A 17,785-nucleotide genomic window follows, 5' to 3' on the forward strand; every position below is an offset into this window, starting at 1 on the left:
CTGTTCGTCCCTGATTATTGTTTTTCTTGCATATTGGCCATGGCCAACTGGGTTTCTCTTGTTACCCAGCACCCCTTCCCATCCGGAATGGTTTCCAGCAAATCCACCGCTGTATCGGAGATCTTGATAATGCGCCCCTGATCCAGACCCATATATTGGTTGAGGCCTACCCGTACCGATTGACCATCCGGCGTACGGATCAGAGCCCACAATTGCCCTGTTTTGCCCAAAGAACCCTGCATCGACAAACTGGCAAGGGAGTAATTTTCCAGCATCTCCTTTTCACGATCCTTCACCACCAGCGCACAATCCGGTTGCAGTTTGGCACTGTTGTCCCCCCCGCCAGCCGCCTCCGGCTGCGGTGCCATGAAGGGGCTGCGCAGCTCACGCTGCTGGTATGCCATGGGAGAAAAGGGTTTGAGTTCTGGCAGAGGCTCGATAGGGACGGGAGGGCGTGCCTTGGTCTGAGCCACATAAGCATCCATGTCCTCCTGGCCACCACAGGCAGCCAGCAGCAAGGCAGGCAACAACCAGCAGATGCGTCTCATTACTTCGCCTCCCCTGTCTTGCCGTTGTACTTGTAGGTCTTGGCCAGCATCGACATCGAGATCAGATCCCCTGCATCCTTGTTTTGTCCCAGGGTAAAGGAGTCGAGAATGACGATACGGGGCAAGGCCGCCATGTCCGCGGTGAACTTGCCGATCTCGTGGTAACTGCCCACCACTTCGATACGCATGGGAAGCTCGGTCGAGAACTCATGCTTGACCTCGGGTTCCCAGTTGATCCGGTTGAGTTTCAAACCGTTGTCGGTGGCGATAAAGCTGATATCGTCCAGCAAGCCCGCCACTTCATGGGTATTGGGCAGTTGCTTGAGCTGGGTATCGACCATCTGCTCGAGCGTCACCATTTGTTCCTTGTAGGCACCCAGGTTTGCCGCCAGCATCGCCTTGCTTTCAAACTGGGCTTTCAGCTCGGTCTCCTTGTCGGTCTCCTGAGTCAGCAGGGTCAGCGAATTGGCGATCACATAGTAATAGAGGGCGCCTCCCGTCAACGCACAGCAAAAAAAGATGAAGATCCCTTTGGCCCATTTCGGCCAGCTGGCGATGTCATTGATATCCAGCTCGTTCAATTGCTGAAGATTCATTTGCCCTCCTTGGCCGCATCGTCAGTCGCGGAGGCCTTGGCCACCAGAAACATCATGGAGAATTGACTCAGGGATACGGGGGCGACATCCGCCGCAAAAATAGTGCTGATCTTCGACTGGCTCAGCCAACCCGAGCCATCGATACGGCGCATCATGCTGGCAACCCGACCATAGGCCTCGGTCTTGCCATTCACATCGATGATGTTGTTCTGCATGGAGAGCGTGTTGAGGTAAACCCCGTTGGGCACCAGGGAGGGCAACTGATTAAAAAGGCGGACGGGCAGGTTGCGGCGCATCTGCAGCTGTTCGATCAACTGCATCCGGTCGATCAACTCCTTGCGGCGCTCCTTGAGCAAGCGGATCTCGCCCAACTGGGCATCCAGGATAGCCATCTCCTGCACCAGTCGCTGATTGCGCTGTTGCTGGGCACTGACCTGACGATTGACCAACCAGTCGGCGCCAAATCCCAATGCCACCGTCACCAGCACAAATGCCCCCAGCAGGGCGCCAAACTCTTTCTTCTGCCGCTGGGCCCTGGCTTCACGCCATGGCAGCAGGTTTATATTTGACATGGCGTGAAACTCCTCAGAGCCAACCCGAATGCCGTCATATATTTAGCGCCGTGGGTCGCTTCGGCTTCCCCTTTGGGTTTGCCAAACATGGCAAACAGATCCGGGTGCAACACCTCGCAATTGGCCTCTTCCTGCACCTGTAGTGACAGACCCGGCAGCAGGCTGCCCCCACCGGTCAGCACCAGCTTCGAAATCTCGCGATAACCGGAAGAGCTGCAAAACAGCTGGATATTGCGACGAACCTGTTGCAGCAGCGCATTGATATGAGGCATCAGTACATCGAGTTCGTGGTCGACCGGCAGGGTTCCCTTGATCTTGGCCTGCTCCGCCTCATCCAGCGCCATCCCATAAAAAGAGGAGAGCGCCTGACTGTATTGATCCCCACCGAAGTTCTGCAGACGGGAGTAGATCACCTCCCCCTTGACCAAAGCGGCGAAGGTCATGGCGCTGGCACCGATATCGATCACCCCGACCGGCCGATCGCTCTCCTTCAACTCAGGCAAGCAGGCCAACACGGCACGCCCCAACGCATGGGCTCCCACATCGACGACCTTGACGACAATACCGGCCTCGGCAAGGGCGCTGACCCGGCCATTGACGCTCTCGGTGCGGGCTGCACTGAGCAGCACATCCTGGCGATCTTCATTGTTGCTGGTAGTGCCCAGCACCTCGAAATCGAGGCTCACTTCATCAAGGGGAAAGGGGATGATCTGTTCGGCCTCCAGCTGAACCTGATTTTCCAGCTCTTTATCACTCAGGCTGGCATCAATCTGGATCACCTTGGTGATGACGTTGGAGCCCGTCACCGCCGTGGCGGCATAGTCGCTGTGGCCCGAGAGCTGGCGTTTGAGGTTTTTGAGGGATTGGCTGACCCGCTCGATATCCTGCAGCTGATAATCGACCAAAGTCCCTTTCGGGGTAACGATATCGGCCACCGCATCTATGTGCAGTTTGCCGGGACGTCCGCTGATTGTGACGGCCTTGATGGTCTGATTGCCAAAATCAACGCCCACCAAGGGGAGGAGGGAGCCTTTGCTAAATAGCCCAAACATATACACATCCATGCGTTATGGGGTTCTGTTCCCGAATTGAGTGTAGGACACTCGTCACAAGAGGACGGGTTGATTAATCCTAAATGCTCTAAGTATCAATGTCATAAAGTTTATACCGAAAAGTGACCCACCTCGCTTTCTGACCGAGGGGATCCCATTCTTGGTTATTGTTCCCCGTAATGCTAACCTCTCGCCTCCCTTCTTAGGTGGGTCGCTGGCCACAGGAAAACCTCGAATTCCAGATGGCAAAAGGGCTATACTCTGCGCCCGTTGGCTAATTTTAAGACGATTGGTAGTTCTTCCATGCTGAAATGGCTCGTTCGCCTGTTTATTGTCATGATGCTGGGTGCAGTGCTGGGTGTTGCCAGCCTCATCGGCATCTATTTCTATATCAAACCCCAATTGCCCGATGTCACCGCCCTGCGTGACGTCAAGCTGGCGACCCCGATGCGGGTCTACAGCCGCGATGGTGAATTGATCTCCCAATATGGCGAAATTCGTCGTATTCCCTTGCGCCTTGACGAAATCCCCCAGCAGATGATCGATGCCGTGCTGGCAACCGAAGATGCCCGTTTCTATGAGCACCCGGGGATTGACCCGATTGGCATCATCCGTGCTGCTTCTGTCTGGGCCATTTCGGGCCAGGCTCGCCAAGGTGCCAGTACCATTACCCAGCAGGTAGCCCGCAACTTCTTCCTCAGCAACGAGAAGACGCTCGTTCGCAAGATCAAGGAAGTGTTCCTGGCCTGGCGGATCGAGCAGAACCTCACCAAGGACGAGATCCTCGAGCTCTACCTCAACAAGATCCCCCTCGGTTACCGCTCCTTCGGGGTCGGGGCTGCGGCTCAGGTCTACTTTGGCAAAGAGGTCAAGGATCTGGGGCTGGACGAGATCGCCATCATTGCCGGTCTGCCCAAGGCGCCCTCCATGCTGAACCCCATCCGCTCTCCCGAGCGTGCCTTTGCTCGCCGCAACGTGGTGCTGGGCCGGATGCTGGAGACTGGCAAGATCACTCGTGCCCAGTTTGATGAAGCATCCCAGATGCCGATCAAGGCTCGTTATCACGGCGCCGAGGTGACCCTGAACGCTCCCTATCTCGGTGAAATGGTTCGCCAGAAGATGGTGGAACAGTTTGGCGAAGATGCCTACACCATGGGTCTGCATGTCTACACCACGGTCAGCGCGGAGCGTCAGCGGGCAGCCAAACAGGCATTGATCGACGGCGTCTTTGACTACGACATGCGCCACGGCTATCGCGGCCCGGCTGCACAGTTGTGGAAAGCGGGTGAACCGGCCTGGGATTATGAGCAGATAGTGGCACACCTTGCCAAGCAGCCCACCTACGAGCCGCTGATGGCCGCTGTGGTGACCAAGCTCGGGGATCGCAATGCCACCCTGGTATTGAAAAATGGCAAGGAGGCAGAGCTTGGCTGGAATGGCATCAAGTGGGCTCGCTCCTTTATCACCGACGATCGCCAGAGCTATCTACCGAAATCGGCTCGTGATGTCCTGAAAGTGGGTGCCCAGATCTGGGTGCGCGAGCAGGGCGAAGAGCTGCTGCTGGCGCAGATCCCGGACGTCAACGGGGCACTGGTCGCCATGAACCCGAAAAATGGCGCCCTGGAGGCCGTGGTCGGTGGCTTCAGCTTCGAGCTGTCCAAGTTCAACCGGGTCGATCAGGCACGCCGCCAGATCGGTTCCAACATCAAGCCGTTCCTGTACGCCACAGCGCTGGAGCACGGCTATACCCTGGCCTCCCTGATCAACGATGCCCCGATCAACCAGTGGGATCCGTCCAAGGGCCCCATGTGGCAACCGAAAAACTCGCCCGCCATCTATGAAGGCCCCACCCCCCTTCGCATAGGGCTGGCCAAGTCCAAGAACGTCATGTCAGTACGCCTGATGCGTGCCATTGGCCTGGATACCTACATCGACGGGCTGACCCGATTCGGCTTCCCGCGTGACTTCATCTCCCCGCATGAGTCGCTGGCACTGGGTGCTGCCGAATTTACTCCGCTCGAGGTGGTGCGCGGTTACTCTGTGCTGGCAAACGGCGGCTTCCTGGTCACCCCCTACTTTATCGACAAGGTGACCGACAGCCAGGAACACATCCTCTATCAGGCCAACCCCGTGATTGCCTGTGCCGATTGCGAACAACAAGCAGCGCTGCTGCCCGAGTCGCAGCCAACACAACAGCCCGGCTCTGACGCTCATCCGGCGCCCCTTGCCCCCATGCTGGCACCCCACACCATCAGTGCCGAGAGCGCGTTCCTCATCACCGACACCCTGACGAGCGCCATCTGGGGTGGCAATGGCTGGCGTGGTACCGGCTGGCGTGCTGCCCGTGACCTCAAACGTCACGATATTTCCGGCAAGACGGGGACCACCAACGAATCCAGGGATGCCTGGTTTTCCGGCTATACCCCTGAGCTGGTGGCCACCTCCTGGATCGGTTTTGACAACCATCAGCGCAGCCTTGGCCGTGGTGAGTTCGGGGGCGGTACTGCCCAACCCATGTGGATCGACTTCATGAAAGTCGCCCTCAAGGGAGTACCCGAGCACAAGATGCCTGTGCCAGAGGGGATTATGACGGTCAGGATCGACAGCGAAACCGGCCTGCTGGCCGCTGGTGGCGGTACGAATGAGTACTTCAAGGAGGGGACAGAACCGACCCGTTATGCCTCTCCCAGCTCGGACGGCAACCAGGTCTATGGTGGTGACAACACAAACAGCGAAGGCCCCGTCTCGACCGACGATATCTTCTGATCCCCGCATAGCAAAAACAGAGCCGGCAGCCTTGGCTGCCGGTTTTTTTTATTTGGTCAACTGCCCAGCCATCAATTTGATGATGCGGGCGGCCAGCTCGTTGAAACAAGGCCGGCGTACCGAGTAATGGCGATAGAGCATGGCGATGGTTCGCCCGGGCACAGGCTCTATCACCGGGCGGTAACTTACCCCACCCTCATCATGATTGGGCGGTACCGCCAGTTGCGGGATCAGGGTCATGCCACTACCCGCTGCTACCATATTGCGCAAGGTTTCGAGACTGGTACCCTTGAAGCGCTGATCCTCGCCAATCCCACCGGCAAAACAGAAACCCATCGCCTGATCCCGCAGGCAGTGGCCATCTTCCAGCATCAGCAATTTCTTGCCCTTGAGATTGCCGAGCGGTACCTGTCTGGCCTGGGCCTCCGGGTGGTGGCTTGGGACGGCCAACCACATCGGCTCATGGTAGAGCTGGATGGAGCCAAATCCCTCCATCCCCTCCATTTCGGCCAGGATGACGCAATCCAGCTCCCCCTCTTCCAGCCGTTTCAGCAGTACGTGGGTCTGCTCTTCATAGAGATAAAACTCGAGCTGGGGAAAGCTTTCACGCAGGGTCTGGATGATGCGAGGGAGCAGATAAGGTCCCACCGTGGGGATGAAACCGATATGGATCTCTCCCGACATGGGGTCGGAGAAGTGCTGACCTATGCTCTTGAGTTCACGCACCTCCTTGAGTACCCGCCTGGCCTGATGCGCCATGGCATCACCGGCCGGAGTGAACAGCACCTTGCGCGAAGTGCGTTCGATGAGGATCACCCCCAGTTCATCCTCCAGCTTGCGCAGCTGGCCGCTGAGGGTCGGCTGGCTGACAAAGCAGCGCTCCGCCGCCTTGCGAAAGTGTTTCTCCTCATCCAGTGCCACCAGATATTCGAGATCGCGAAGATTCATACAACAAGAGTCCTGACTGGCAAAAGAGCCATCAGCATGCACAAGATTGGCCTCTGGAACAAGCATGGCCCCCAGGTCATCAAGGGAAAGTACCCGATCTCCAGATAACAAAATCCCGGCCACCTTGCGGTAACCGGGCTTGCCTTCAAGTGTCCTCAAACACGGAAGCGGCGAACCATATCCTGCAACTGGGTGGCCAGATGGTTGAGCTCGTTGCACGCCTGCGCCATCTGGGTGGCGCCGGCCGCAACCTCCTCCGAAGCGTGACTGATATTGACCACGTTGCGATTGAGCTCCTCGCTCACCGCCCCCTGCTCCTCGGTTGCCGTGGCGATCTGGATGTTCATGTGGGAGATGCTGCTGACCGAGCCACTGATCTGGGAGATGGACTCACCGGCCTCACGGGCCGTCGCGACCGTCGCATTCATCAGCTCCTGGCTCTGCATCATGGTCGTGCCCGCCTGCTCTGCGCGCTGTTGCAGCTCGGCGATGATGGTGTTGATCTGGGAGGTGGAATCCTGGGTACGCTTGGCCAGGGTACGTACTTCATCGGCCACCACCGCAAACCCGCGCCCCTGTTCACCGGCCCGGGCGGCTTCGATGGCGGCGTTCAGTGCCAGCAGGTTGGTCTGTTCGGCAATGCCGCGGATCACCTCAAGCACCATGCCGATATTGCGGCTGTCATCCCCCAGTTGGCGGATCACCACGGCCGTGCTTTCGATGGCGCCGGCCACCCGCTCGATTCGCTGGATGGAATCATTGACCGTCCTAGCGCCAAGCTCGGCCGTTTCACTGGCCGAGGTGGCGGCACTCGCCGCATCGCTGGTGTTGCGAGACACCTCCTGTACCGTGGCTTGCATCTCGTTCATCGCAGTCGCCAGCTGGTTCAGTTCATGCTGCTGGGCATTCATGTTGTTGGCGGACTGGCTGGCTACCGAACTTATCTCCTCGGCGGCGGAGCTCAGCTGCACCACAGAGCCCGACACTTCGCTGACCAGGGTTCGCAAATTGCCCTGCATCTCGCCAAACCCTTTGGCCAGTGTACCCAGTTCATCGTTGTTGAATTTATGCATGTCGAGGTGCGAGGTGAGATCCCCCGCCGACACCTTGCGGGTTTGCTCAAGCAGCGCCATCACAGGATTGCGGACCTGCCCCGTCAGCAACCAGGCTATCGCCACCACAAACCCGAGGGTCACCAGGCTGACGATGATGCTCATGGTCTTGGCACTGCTGTAGAGTGCAGCCACATTCTGGGTCATCTTGTTGGCTATTTCGGTATTGATCTCCCGTAACTGAAATGCCTTGGCTCCGACTTCCTCCAATGCGACCCGGGTCTCGTTACGACGCAAACTCTTGACCTTCTGCAGATCATCGGCGGCAAAAGCCTTCATTAACTCGTCATGCACCGCAAAATACTTGGCTCCGGCCGCCTTCGCCTGCTCATAGACCTGTTTTTCTTCGCTGGTACTGAACGTGAGGGCGCCATATGCCTGAATAGCCTTCTCGAACTCCTGTTTCGCCTGATCAAAGGTACGGGCCCGCTCGTTCACTTCCTCATCATCCTTGTTGAGACTGGCGATCACCTGGGCCAGCTCAGAGCGACGGGCATCCAGAATGGAAACATGCATCTGGGCGGCCAGACGAGTCGATGGCAACAGGTTGCTGGTGATGGTTTCGGTATCATCATAAAGCCGCGCCAGCTGACTGCTGGAAAACCAGGCCAACCCAAGGACAAGCAACGCCAGAATGGCGAATCCGGCACTCAACTTCTGGCCAATAGACATGTTTTTGAACATATGAGGGCTTCCTTGATATGAGTCTTCACTCCCGAAATATCTCCCGGAAATGGTCATATAGAGCATAGCCCGCATGCAGAAAACAGAAGTCCCTCATAGCGCTTCTGCCATCATGTTATTTCACATGAAAAAAACTCTCTTCCGCGTCTCTGAATCGAGCCTGTGGGATCAGCGCATCAGGGCCATCAACTGGCGGCGCAGACTCTCCGGATCCCCGTAAAAATCGGCGACTCGAATGCCGAGGATCCGGCCATTCTGCTCCACTCCGAGAGTGGGGTACCCTTGGCCACCCAGCCGGTCCATCCAGCCCTGGCTATCTGCCAGATGAGCGGCCAGATCCGCCTCCTGATAGACATTGATAAACGCCTCTTGCGATATGCCCTGCTCCGCCGCCAAGGCGGCCAGTGCGTCGAGGGCACCAATCCAGATGCCGTCCCGATAGTGGGATTGCTGGAGCCGGTGCAACATGGCAAGTCCATCTCCCCCCAGAGCTGTCACCGCCAGGATGGCGCGAATGGGAGGCTCGGAGTCCAGCATATATCCTTCCCGCAGCAACAAGTCGTTGAAGTAGCGCTCGCCAAAGGACTGACCGGTCAAGGCCGCAATCCGCTCATCGTGGGGGCGAACATAGTCACGCAGCGCCATCCCCATCGGCTGGCGACGGGCCCCCAGCCAGAGGCCGCCGGCATGCAGCTCGATGGCAATCCCCGGGATGCCTGCGGCGGCGGCCAGCAAGGGGGCGGCCCCATAGCACCAGCCACAGAGGGGGTCATAGACGTAATGCAGAGTGAGAGTGTGTGCATTCATGGTGTAATTTTCCTTGAATATCGTCCGGATCAAAAAACCGGGCCCCAAGGCCCGGTAAAAAACACAGGGAAACGGCTCGGTGTATTACCACTTCATCTCGCCGGTATTGACCTTGGCGCCGATGGCCAGGCCGTCATCGACCGGCAGGGCGGGGTAGGCTTTCTGCAGACGCTCGACCAGCTCGCCTGAGTGCTTGACCTGCGCCAACTCTTGCTCGAAACGCTGCACATAGTCGCGGGTAAAGGTCACTGCATCGCTACCCTTGGGCTCGGCGCCCAGGAAGTGGCCCGGCACCACGCGCTCGGGCTTGAGCGTCAGCAAGCCGTTCAGGGCCTCGACCCAGCCGGTGCGAGCCGCCTTGGTCTGACTATCCGCCATCCAGACGTGAACTCCACCGTATACCGCCACGCCGCCCAGCGCCGTCTTGATGGAGGGCACCCACAGGTAGGCATTCGGGGTATTCATCTCCCGCACCTCGATCTGCTGTCCTTCGAGGGTCAGATGGTTAGCGGTCATCACCTCGGGCACCGTCAGGCTTTTCGGGGCCCCCTTACCCAGGATCGGGCCCCAGTAGGCCAGCTTGTCATCCTTGGTCTTGTTGATGTGATCCACCACATGCTGATCGGCGAGCACCTTGACGTCGGGGAAGGCCGCCTTGATGGGCTCCAGGCCGAAGTAGAAATCCGGGTCGCCGCCACTGATGTAGACGGTGGTCAGCTTCTTGCCGCTCTGTTTGATCAGATCCACCAGTGCCTGGCCATTCTCTACGTCAAACTGGGCATCGATCAGGATCGCCTCCTTGTCGCCCGCCACCAGAGAGGAGGAGACGGGGAAGATCCCCTGCTCGCCCGGGTTGTAAACGGTCACGCTCAAAGGGCCGGCCAGGGCAGCGCCGCTCAACAGAGTGGTGGCCAGGGTCAGGTTGCGGATCAGGGTGCTGTTCATCATGTTTTCCTCATTCATCATTCGGGTCATTGGATGGACACAGTCTATTGGAACGATTAAGTTGCAAATACAGCATGTAACGCGCATCACTGTTGCGTATATCGAGCATATTGAGGGACGTACATGGATCGACTGACCGCATTGCGGGTCTTCGTCACCGTCGTGGAGCAGGGCAGCCTGAGCGGGGCTGGCGAAAAGCTGGAGATGTCGCGGGCTATGGTCTCCCGCTATCTGGCAGAACTGGAACACTGGATGGGGGCACGCCTGCTGCACCGCACCACCCGGCGTCTGAGCCTGACCGGCCTGGGGGAAGAGACCTTGGGCCGCGCCCGCCTCATGCTGGCATTGGGCGAGGAGATGGAGCAGGTCGCCATACGGGGGGATGACGCCCCCAAGGGACAGCTGAGGATCACCAGCAGTTACTCCCTCTCCGAGGCGCTGCTGGTAGGGGCAGCCAACGACTACCTGGCCCGCTATCCGGGCACTGCCGTCGACATTCTGCTGCTCGACAGAACCGTCAACCTGGTGGAGGAGCGGATCGATCTGGCGGTGCGCATCACCAACGATCTGGATCCCAATCTGGTGGCTCGCCGTCTCGGCACCTGCCACTCTGTGGTGTGCGCCAGCCCGGACTACCTGGCTCGCCACCCGACTCCGCACAAGGCCCAGGATCTGGCGCTGCACAACTGCCTGACCTACACCTATTTCGGCAAGAGCCTGTGGGAGTTCAGCGGGCCGGATGGGCCGGAGTCGGTGCCGGTCAGCGGCAACCTCAGCGCCAATATCTCCAACCTGCTGCTGGAAGCGACCCTGAAAGGCGCCGGGATCAGCCTGCAGCCCCGTTACTCGGCGCAGCCCTATCTGGAACGGGGCGAGTTGATTGCCCTGCTGCCCCAGTGGCAGCCCAAGCGGCTCGGCGTCTACGGGGTCTATGCCACCCGCAGGCAGATGTCGCCGCTGCTGCGCAGCTTCCTCGACTTTCTGGTGGCGCGCATGGCGGACGATCCTCTCTGGCAGGAGTAACCACCACAATGAAAAAGGGGCCTTGAGGCCCCTTTTTCATCTTGCATCAGGCTTCGAAGCCGAACGGTGTGACGGGCGGCTGCGCCTCTTCGCTCTCATCGAGGAAGATATCCCGATAGGCCACATAGATGGAGTAGTTGAGCGCCGGGATCACCACCAGCAGACCGACCAGCATCAAGGCGGCACCGAACAGCAAAAGGATGGCGCACAGGGCCCCCCACCAGAAGAAGGGCCACATATTGCGCCAGCAGCCAGCAAAGCTCAGACGCACGGCCTGCACAATGCCCACATCGTGGAAATAGATGAGGGCCGGGGCAAAGGTCACGGCCATCAGCGCCGGAATGAGCAGCGCCGTGCCCACCAGCAGCACCAGCAACAGCTGTTGCAGCTGGCCGGGCGATACCACCATGGTCTCTGGATCCTGGCTCAGCACGGAAAGCAATCCCCAGCTGGAGAGCAGTCCGAGACACACCAGTCCGATCAGGCTGAACAGCCCCAGCACCAGGAGGCCACCCAGCATCAACGGGGTCAGCTTGTGGCGAAATCCGGCAAACAGATCGGCAAAGTTGAGGGCCTCACCCCGATAGCCCCGAGCGGCCACCACGGCCCAACCCGCCCCCCACACCATATAAAGCAGTTGGGAGATGAGGCTGCCCGCCGGCAGCTGATCCAGCACCATGCCGACCGAAAACCAGACCAGCACCATGGCCACGCTGACGCCCATCCCCTTGTTGAAGATATCGAACCCGCTGCGGACCCAGACCCAGCCACGGCCGATCGGGTGGCGTGCCGGGTTTGTGCGCAAAGTGGGTAATCCGTTCATGTCGTCTCCTCTGTGTATCGTGGGCATCAGTACTGGATGCCGATTCTAGAGGCAGGGCGGATACGACTCAATGGCAACGCCCTGCCCTCATCACACAAACCTGACGCAGCCGCGCCACAAATCCGGTGCGGGAAGGCTCACAGGCTGGCCGTCCCAGCGGGAACGAGGCACAATCAGCCCCTTGCAGCAGTTCTGTTTCCCCCCTGTTTTGATCGCGAGTGGTATCGTCATGAGAGTTGTTTGTTGTCTGTTGTTGTTGCTGGCCAGCCAGTCGGCACTGGCCGAAGGCTTTATCAGCCGTCTGCTCAATCATCCGGTGCCGGGCGGTGTCGCCGTGGTGCCGCTGGGCAGTGAAGCGCAGGCGCCGACAGCCCGCTATCAGGGCAAGCCGGTGCTGGTGGTGCGTGAAGAGGGCAAGCGCTGGATCGCCATCGTCGGCATCTCCCTCAAGAGCAAGACAGGTGCCCACCAACTGCAGGTAAATGATGGTCGAACACTCAACTTCACCGTCATTCCCAAGCACTACCGCGAACAGCACATCAAGCTCAAGAACGGTCGCCAGGTCAATCCGCTGGCCGAGGACATGGTGCGCATCAACCGCGAGCTGGCGGAGCAGACCCGTGCCTACCAGACTTTCAGCCCCAACCAGCCCAGCAACCTGTTGTTCGACAAACCGGTCAATGGCCCCCTCTCCAGCCCGTTCGGCCTGCGCCGCTTCTTCAACGGCGAGGAGCGCAATCCCCACTCCGGCCTCGACTTTGCCGTGGGTGCCGGCACCCCCATCAAGTCACCGGCGGCGGGCAAGGTGATCCTCATCGGCGACTACTTCTTCAACGGCAACACCGTCTTCGTCGATCACGGCCAGGGGCTCATCAGCATGTTCTGCCATATGTCCAGGGTCGACGTGAAGCTGGGCCAGAGCCTGCCCCGCGGCGGCATCGTCGGCCGGGTGGGCGCCACCGGCCGCGCCACCGGCCCTCATATGCACTGGAACGTCAGCCTCAACGATACCCGGGTCGATCCCGCCATCTTTATCGGGGCTTTCAAACCTTAAGCCCCACGACGACAAAGGCAGCCAATGGCTGCCTTTTTGTTGCCTACCATCCGATCACTACGACTAGCTCGCCACCCCGTGAGCACTGGCCTCCCCGCGCATGGCACGCCACATCAGCAGCACCAGCAAGGTGCTGCAGCCGGGCAGAGCCAGCCATACCCCGGGCACGCCCCACAAGGAGGAGAATCCCCACAAGAAGAGACCGATCAGCACCAGCTTGCCACCGGTCAGCAGAGAGGCAATACGGGCCCGGTTGATGGCCTGGAAATAGGTCGCCCCCACCAGCAGCAATCCCTCCATCGGCAGGCCCCAAAAGTAGAGCCAGATCCCGAGGCTCGCCACCGGCAGCAGATCCGCGTTGTCGCCGGCGAACAGGTAGACAGCCGCCTCCGGCCACAGGTAGAGCGGCACCATGCCACACAGGGCGATGCCCAGGGTCACCCCGAGCGCCAGATTGCGTATGCGCAGCACCCGCTGCCAGTGGCCAGCCCCGGCGTTGAAGCTGGCGATGGGCTGGATGCCCATGGCTATCCCCTCGAATACCAGATAGAAAAAGGCCTCGGTGTAGCTGATCACCCCGTAGGCAGCCACATGGAGGGAGGTGCCGACCGAGAGCAGCGCCTTGTTGTGCAGCGCCAACACCACAGACAGATAGAGGTACATTAGAAAGCTGGAGACACCGAGCCTCAGAGTGTCGGCCATCAGTGCCGGGTCGGGGCGCAGGCTGTCCAGACCGATGCGCAGCTGGCTGCGGGGGGTGAAGAAGTGCCACAGGCAGCACAGACCGGTGACCGCCTGGGCCAGCATGGTGGCCGTGGCAACCCCGGCCAGGCCAAACGGAAACACCACCATCAACAGATAGTCGAGCAGCACATTGATCAGGCCGCCAAGCACCATGATGAGGCTGACAAAGCCGGGCCGCCCGTCATTTCGCAGCAGCGAGCTGAACGTCATCGAGAGCACCGCAAAGCCGCCCAGCCAGGCATAAGCCTGCAGATAGACGAGGCCTGCGGTAAAGATCTCCCCCTCGGCCCCCATCCAGGCCAGCATGGGGCCGCCATAGCGCAGCCCTATGACACTGAGCAGGAGCGACAAAAACACCACCAGCACCAACGCGTTGCCCACGATACGGCGCGCTCTGGCCGGGTCGCTCCGCCCCAGATGGAAGGAGACCAGCGAGGAGGCCCCCATGCCGATCAGGGCTCCCACCGCATAAGGAATGGCGCAGATGGGATAGGCCAGCATCAGACCGGCCAAGCCATCCTGCCCGAGCACATGGCCGACGAAGATGCCATCTATGGTGACATAGATGCCGGTGACCAGCATGGTGGCCACGGTCGGGGTAACGTAACGCCAGAAGAGGCGAGAGAGGGGGGCGGTGCCCAGATCAACAGCTGACATAATCGGCTCAAAGAGGAGAAAGCGGCGGCATCATAGCGGAACGTCCGGATGAGTTCCTGTTATTTATGTGATGAGTCATTAAGGGTAACCACCTTTACCCACCGCCCTTCACTGCTTTAGGCTAGGGCCATCCTTCATGACCAGAAACGAGCCTCATGTTGCAACGCCTGCTCACCCTCTTTTTGTTCTGTCTTGTCCCCTTGTCATCCGCCTGGGCCGAGGACGCCGTCACCCAGGCCGAAGCCCTGCTGCAAAGCGTGCCCAAAAGCGATACCCCCGAAAACCAGAAGCTGCGCGAGAGCTATCAGCAGGCACTGCAGTTTGCCCGCGAGGCCGAACGCTACCGGGAGCAGAGCAAGGCCTACCAGCAGCTCCTCATCGACTATCCCCAGGAGTCGAGCCGCCTCAAGGAGAGCCTGCACAACTATCAACCCGCCGCCCGGCCTCCCCTCTCCCGCCTCAAGGAGGAGACCCTGCGCCAGGCCATTGGCCTGAGCAACAACCGCCAGCTCAACCTGCGCAAGGAGCGCCAGGGGGTGATGGACAGCCTCAACCAGCTTGAGAGCACGGGCCAGGAGTATCACCTGCGGGTGGACGATCTGCGCAAGCAGCTGCAGCTGACTCGCAGTCAGCTGGATCGCCTGAGTCTGGGGAGCGAGTCGGATCGGCTGCTGGAGGCCCAGCAGCTGGTGACCCGCATGAAGGAGCAAAGCCTCTCTGACCGGATCCAGATGCTGGAGCTGGAGCAGCTCTCGGCTCAGCAACGCAACGATCTTGGCAAGCTGAAGCTGCAGGAGCTCAACCTGGCCATCGCCGACGAGGATGAGTGGCAGACCAGCCTGCTGAACCAGCAGAACCAGCTGCGCCGTGAGAAAACGGAACAGGCGCTGGCGGAGAGCGAGCGGCTGCGCAAACAGCTCACCTCCGACATGCCGCTGCTGCTGGAGCAACAAAAGCAGAACCAGGCCCTCTCCCTGCAACTCAGCGGTCTCGAAGACGAGATAGAGCGGGTTCAGGACGAGCAGCGCACCATCGACAAGAACCTGTTTACCCTCAACGAGCTGGTCAACTCGGTGCGCGAACAACTGGAGTGGCTGCAGATCAGCAACGCCTACGGCGAGAACCTGCGCAGCAAGCTGGCGGATCTGCCCGCCTACTTCCCGCTGGACAAGCTGGAGTCGGCCATCGTCAACGCCCGCAGGGCCAAATACCAGTACGAGACCGAGCAGGATGACCTCGCCGATCCTCGTCAATTGCGCGAACAACTGCTGGCTGGCGAAGAGGTGACTCTGGATCGCTCGCAACTGGCGGTGCTCGACAACCTGCTCAAGGCCCGTCGCCAGCTGCTGACCCGTCTCAACGATGCCTCCGATACCCTGATCCAGGAACAGACCCGACTCAAGCTGCTCTACAGCCGCCAGAACAGCAAGATCGACGAGATCCGCGAGCTCAGCGCCAGCCACCTGTTCTGGCTACCGGACGTACGCCCCTTCACTCCCCAGGTCATCCTCGGCATCCCCGCCGCCCTGGCGCTGGCCTTCAACCCGAACAACTGGTTGCAACTGCCCCGTGCCATCGCCGAGAACAATCCCCTGACCCTCACGATGGCCGGCCTCGGCCTGCTGGTGCTGGCCTGGAGCTGGTTCAAGCTGGCCGGTCACCTGGTCCGCTTCTGCGAACACGTGGCGCCGCGCATCGGCAAGGTCACCCAGGACAAGTTCAGCCTCACCAGTCGCCTGCTGCTGCGTACCCTGATCGCCTCGCTGCCGTTCCCGGCCATGGTGTTGATGGTGCGCGGCCTGCTCGAGGGGGTCTGGCAATATCCCTTCGCGGTGGCGGTGGGCCGGGGGCTTGGCGAGATCTGGTTCCTGCTGCTGGCCCTGATGATGGCGCGCCACCTCACTCTGGAGAAAGGGATCCTGATCCACCACTTCCGCTGGTCCAAAGAGCGGGTACAGCGAGTCTGGGGGCAATTTCGTACCCTGCTGCTGGTGCTGATCCCGAGCTTCTTCGTGCAGGGGATGGCGAACAGCTACCAGGAGCACGCCTTCTACGACTCCCTCGGCAGGTTGGCCTTCATCATCGGTGCCCTCTGGCTGCTGCTGTTCTTCGCCCGCCTCAACCGGGAGCGTCTGCCGCTGACCTGGGGCCAGAGCGACATGAGCAAGCCCCATCTGCTGCACCATTTCATCTGGAACAGCCTGATGCTGGCCCCCCTGCTGGCGGTGATCGGCTCCCTGTTCGGCTACTTCTACACCTCCCGCACCCTGCTCAGGCAGCTGGAACTGAGTCTGCTGATGGGGCTCGGCGCCCTGCTCGTCTACTACCTGGCCAGACGCTGGATGCTGATCCAGCGCCGCCGCCTCGCCTTCGAACGGGCCAAGAGCAAACGGGCCGAGATCCTCGCCCAGCGGGACGATCCCAACAGCGATCTCAGTTCGGAGATCCCCGATGTGGTGGAAGAGGCGGAGCTGGATCTCGACACCATCAGCGCCCAGTCCCTCGGGCTGGTGCGCACCCTGCTGATGCTGGGCTTCACCATGTTGCTGCTGGTGCAATGGTCGGATCTCAACTCCGCCTTCAGCTTCCTGAGCAACATCGAGGTGTGGCAGGTGAGCAACAAGATAGGCGGCATCGAGCAGCTCTCCGCCATCACCCTGCAGGATCTGATGATGACGGCCTTCATCTTCATCCTGACGGTGGTGACGGCCCGCAACTTGCCCGGCCTGATGGAGCTGACCCTGCTCCAGCACCTGAGTCTCTCGCCGGGGACCGGCTTTGCGCTCACCACCGTCAGCAAGTACCTGGTGATCCTGATAGGCGCCCTCACCGGCTTCTCCATGCTTGGCATCGACTGGTCCAAGACCCAGTGGCTGGTGGCGGCCCTCTCGGTGGGCCTGGGTTTCGGCCTGCAGGAGATCTTCGCCAACTTCGTCTCCGGCCTCATCATACTGTTCGAAAAACCGATCCGCCTCGGCGACACCGTCACCATCCGGGATCTGACCGGTACCGTCACCAAGATCAAGACCCGGGCCACCACCATAGTGGATTGGGACAGGAAGGAGATCATCGTCCCCAACAAGGCGTTCATCACCGAGCAGTTCATCAACTGGTCGCTGTCGGATGCCATCACCCGGGTCAAACTGCGCATCCGCATCGGCCTGACCCGTGATCCCAAGCTGGTGCAGCGCATTCTGGAAGAGTCGATACAGGCATCGACCCTGGTGCTGGAGAGCCCGACCCCGGAGGTGTTCCTGGTCGAGTTCACCGACTCGGCGCTGATCTACGAGATCCGTCTCTACGTCAACAACATGGATCACCGGATGCCCATCACCCACGAGGTCCATTCGCTGGTGCTGGATAAACTGCAGCAGCAGGGGCTTACCCTGCCCCACCAGCAGATAGACATTCACCTGACCCGGGGCTGACCCGGCCCGGCACGCAAGAGGAGCAA

The 17,785-nt window shown here is 60.1% G+C and carries 14 protein-coding genes; 4 read left to right on the forward strand and 10 right to left on the reverse strand.

Annotation, left to right across the window (positions count from 1 at the left end; translation table 11 throughout):
* Positions 1-14 precede the first annotated feature (14 nt).
* From ACB034_RS13395 to tapM, 4 genes are read right to left on the reverse strand one after another with little or no spacing between them, the layout of a single operon-like run.
* Complete coding sequence (locus ACB034_RS13395) at positions 15-548, reverse strand: pilus assembly protein PilP (RefSeq protein ID WP_042072277.1); 534 nt, start codon at positions 546-548, stop codon at positions 15-17.
* Positions 548-1,144 (reverse strand): PilO family type IV pilus biogenesis protein TapO, encoded by a 597-nt coding sequence (tapO, locus tag ACB034_RS13400; RefSeq protein ID WP_026455954.1) that lies wholly within the window; start codon positions 1,142-1,144, stop codon positions 548-550. The genes ACB034_RS13395 and tapO overlap by 1 nt, the downstream gene beginning before the upstream one ends.
* Positions 1,141-1,716, reverse strand: coding sequence for a PilN family type IV pilus biogenesis protein TapN (gene tapN, locus ACB034_RS13405; protein ID WP_026455955.1), 576 nt, complete (start codon positions 1,714-1,716; stop codon positions 1,141-1,143). Before tapN ends, tapO begins: the two co-directional genes overlap by 4 nt.
* A complete protein-coding gene (tapM, locus tag ACB034_RS13410; RefSeq protein ID WP_042072281.1) occupies positions 1,704-2,768 on the reverse strand; it encodes a PilM family type IVa pilus assembly protein TapM in 1,065 nt (354 codons plus the stop codon). Before tapM ends, tapN begins: the two co-directional genes overlap by 13 nt.
* A gap of 303 nt (positions 2,769-3,071) precedes the next feature.
* On the opposite strand from tapM, the gene ACB034_RS13415 reads away from it, so the two are divergent.
* On the forward strand, positions 3,072-5,534 hold the full coding sequence (locus ACB034_RS13415; RefSeq protein WP_124239835.1) for a penicillin-binding protein 1A: 2,463 nt from the start codon (positions 3,072-3,074) through the stop codon (positions 5,532-5,534).
* A 48-nt stretch (positions 5,535-5,582) separates the two neighbouring features.
* On the opposite strand, the gene oxyR is transcribed toward ACB034_RS13415, so the two are convergent.
* The 4 genes from oxyR to ACB034_RS13435 all read right to left on the reverse strand — a co-directional run bounded on the left by oxyR (position 5,583) and on the right by ACB034_RS13435 (position 10,030).
* The gene (oxyR, locus tag ACB034_RS13420; RefSeq protein WP_371173020.1) at positions 5,583-6,482 is read right to left on the reverse strand and encodes a DNA-binding transcriptional regulator OxyR; all 900 of its coding nucleotides are present in this window, start codon (positions 6,480-6,482) and stop codon (positions 5,583-5,585) included.
* Between the two features lie 155 nt (positions 6,483-6,637).
* The gene (locus ACB034_RS13425; RefSeq protein ID WP_026456064.1) at positions 6,638-8,278 is read right to left on the reverse strand and encodes a methyl-accepting chemotaxis protein; all 1,641 of its coding nucleotides are present in this window, start codon (positions 8,276-8,278) and stop codon (positions 6,638-6,640) included.
* 168 nt (positions 8,279-8,446) lie between these two features.
* A complete protein-coding gene (locus tag ACB034_RS13430) occupies positions 8,447-9,085 on the reverse strand; it encodes a DsbA family protein (RefSeq protein ID WP_371173021.1) in 639 nt (212 codons plus the stop codon).
* A gap of 84 nt (positions 9,086-9,169) precedes the next feature.
* A complete protein-coding gene (locus ACB034_RS13435) occupies positions 9,170-10,030 on the reverse strand; it encodes a Vmh family MBL fold metallo-hydrolase (RefSeq protein ID WP_371173076.1) in 861 nt (286 codons plus the stop codon).
* Positions 10,031-10,153: 123 nt separating this feature from the next.
* Here ACB034_RS13435 and ACB034_RS13440 point away from each other — a divergent pair, with 123 nt between their 5' ends.
* Positions 10,154-11,053 carry a LysR family transcriptional regulator gene (locus tag ACB034_RS13440; RefSeq protein WP_371173022.1) on the forward strand — a complete coding sequence of 300 codons (900 nt, stop codon included), beginning with the start codon at positions 10,154-10,156 and terminating at the stop codon, positions 11,051-11,053.
* Positions 11,054-11,099: 46 nt separating this feature from the next.
* Here the strand turns inward: ACB034_RS13440 and ACB034_RS13445 are convergent, their stop codons facing one another.
* Entirely contained in the window at positions 11,100-11,876 is a 777-nt protein-coding gene (locus ACB034_RS13445; protein WP_042025682.1) for a BPSS1780 family membrane protein, read from the reverse strand.
* A gap of 229 nt (positions 11,877-12,105) precedes the next feature.
* On the opposite strand from ACB034_RS13445, the gene ACB034_RS13450 reads away from it, so the two are divergent.
* Positions 12,106-12,930 (forward strand): M23 family metallopeptidase, encoded by an 825-nt coding sequence (locus tag ACB034_RS13450; protein WP_224211222.1) that lies wholly within the window; start codon positions 12,106-12,108, stop codon positions 12,928-12,930.
* Positions 12,931-12,993: 63 nt separating this feature from the next.
* On the opposite strand, the gene ACB034_RS13455 is transcribed toward ACB034_RS13450, so the two are convergent.
* Positions 12,994-14,331 (reverse strand): MATE family efflux transporter, encoded by a 1,338-nt coding sequence (locus ACB034_RS13455; protein ID WP_371173023.1) that lies wholly within the window; start codon positions 14,329-14,331, stop codon positions 12,994-12,996.
* A gap of 155 nt (positions 14,332-14,486) precedes the next feature.
* Here ACB034_RS13455 and mscM point away from each other — a divergent pair, with 155 nt between their 5' ends.
* Positions 14,487-17,759: a miniconductance mechanosensitive channel MscM gene (gene mscM, locus ACB034_RS13460; RefSeq protein WP_371173024.1), complete on the forward strand. Its 3,273-nt coding sequence runs from the start codon at positions 14,487-14,489 to the stop codon at positions 17,757-17,759.
* The last annotated feature ends 26 nt before the right edge of the window (positions 17,760-17,785 follow it).

Source organism: Aeromonas sp. S18(2024) (assembly GCF_041402525.1).
Classification (GTDB): Bacteria; Pseudomonadota; Gammaproteobacteria; order Enterobacterales; family Aeromonadaceae; genus Aeromonas; species Aeromonas enteropelogenes.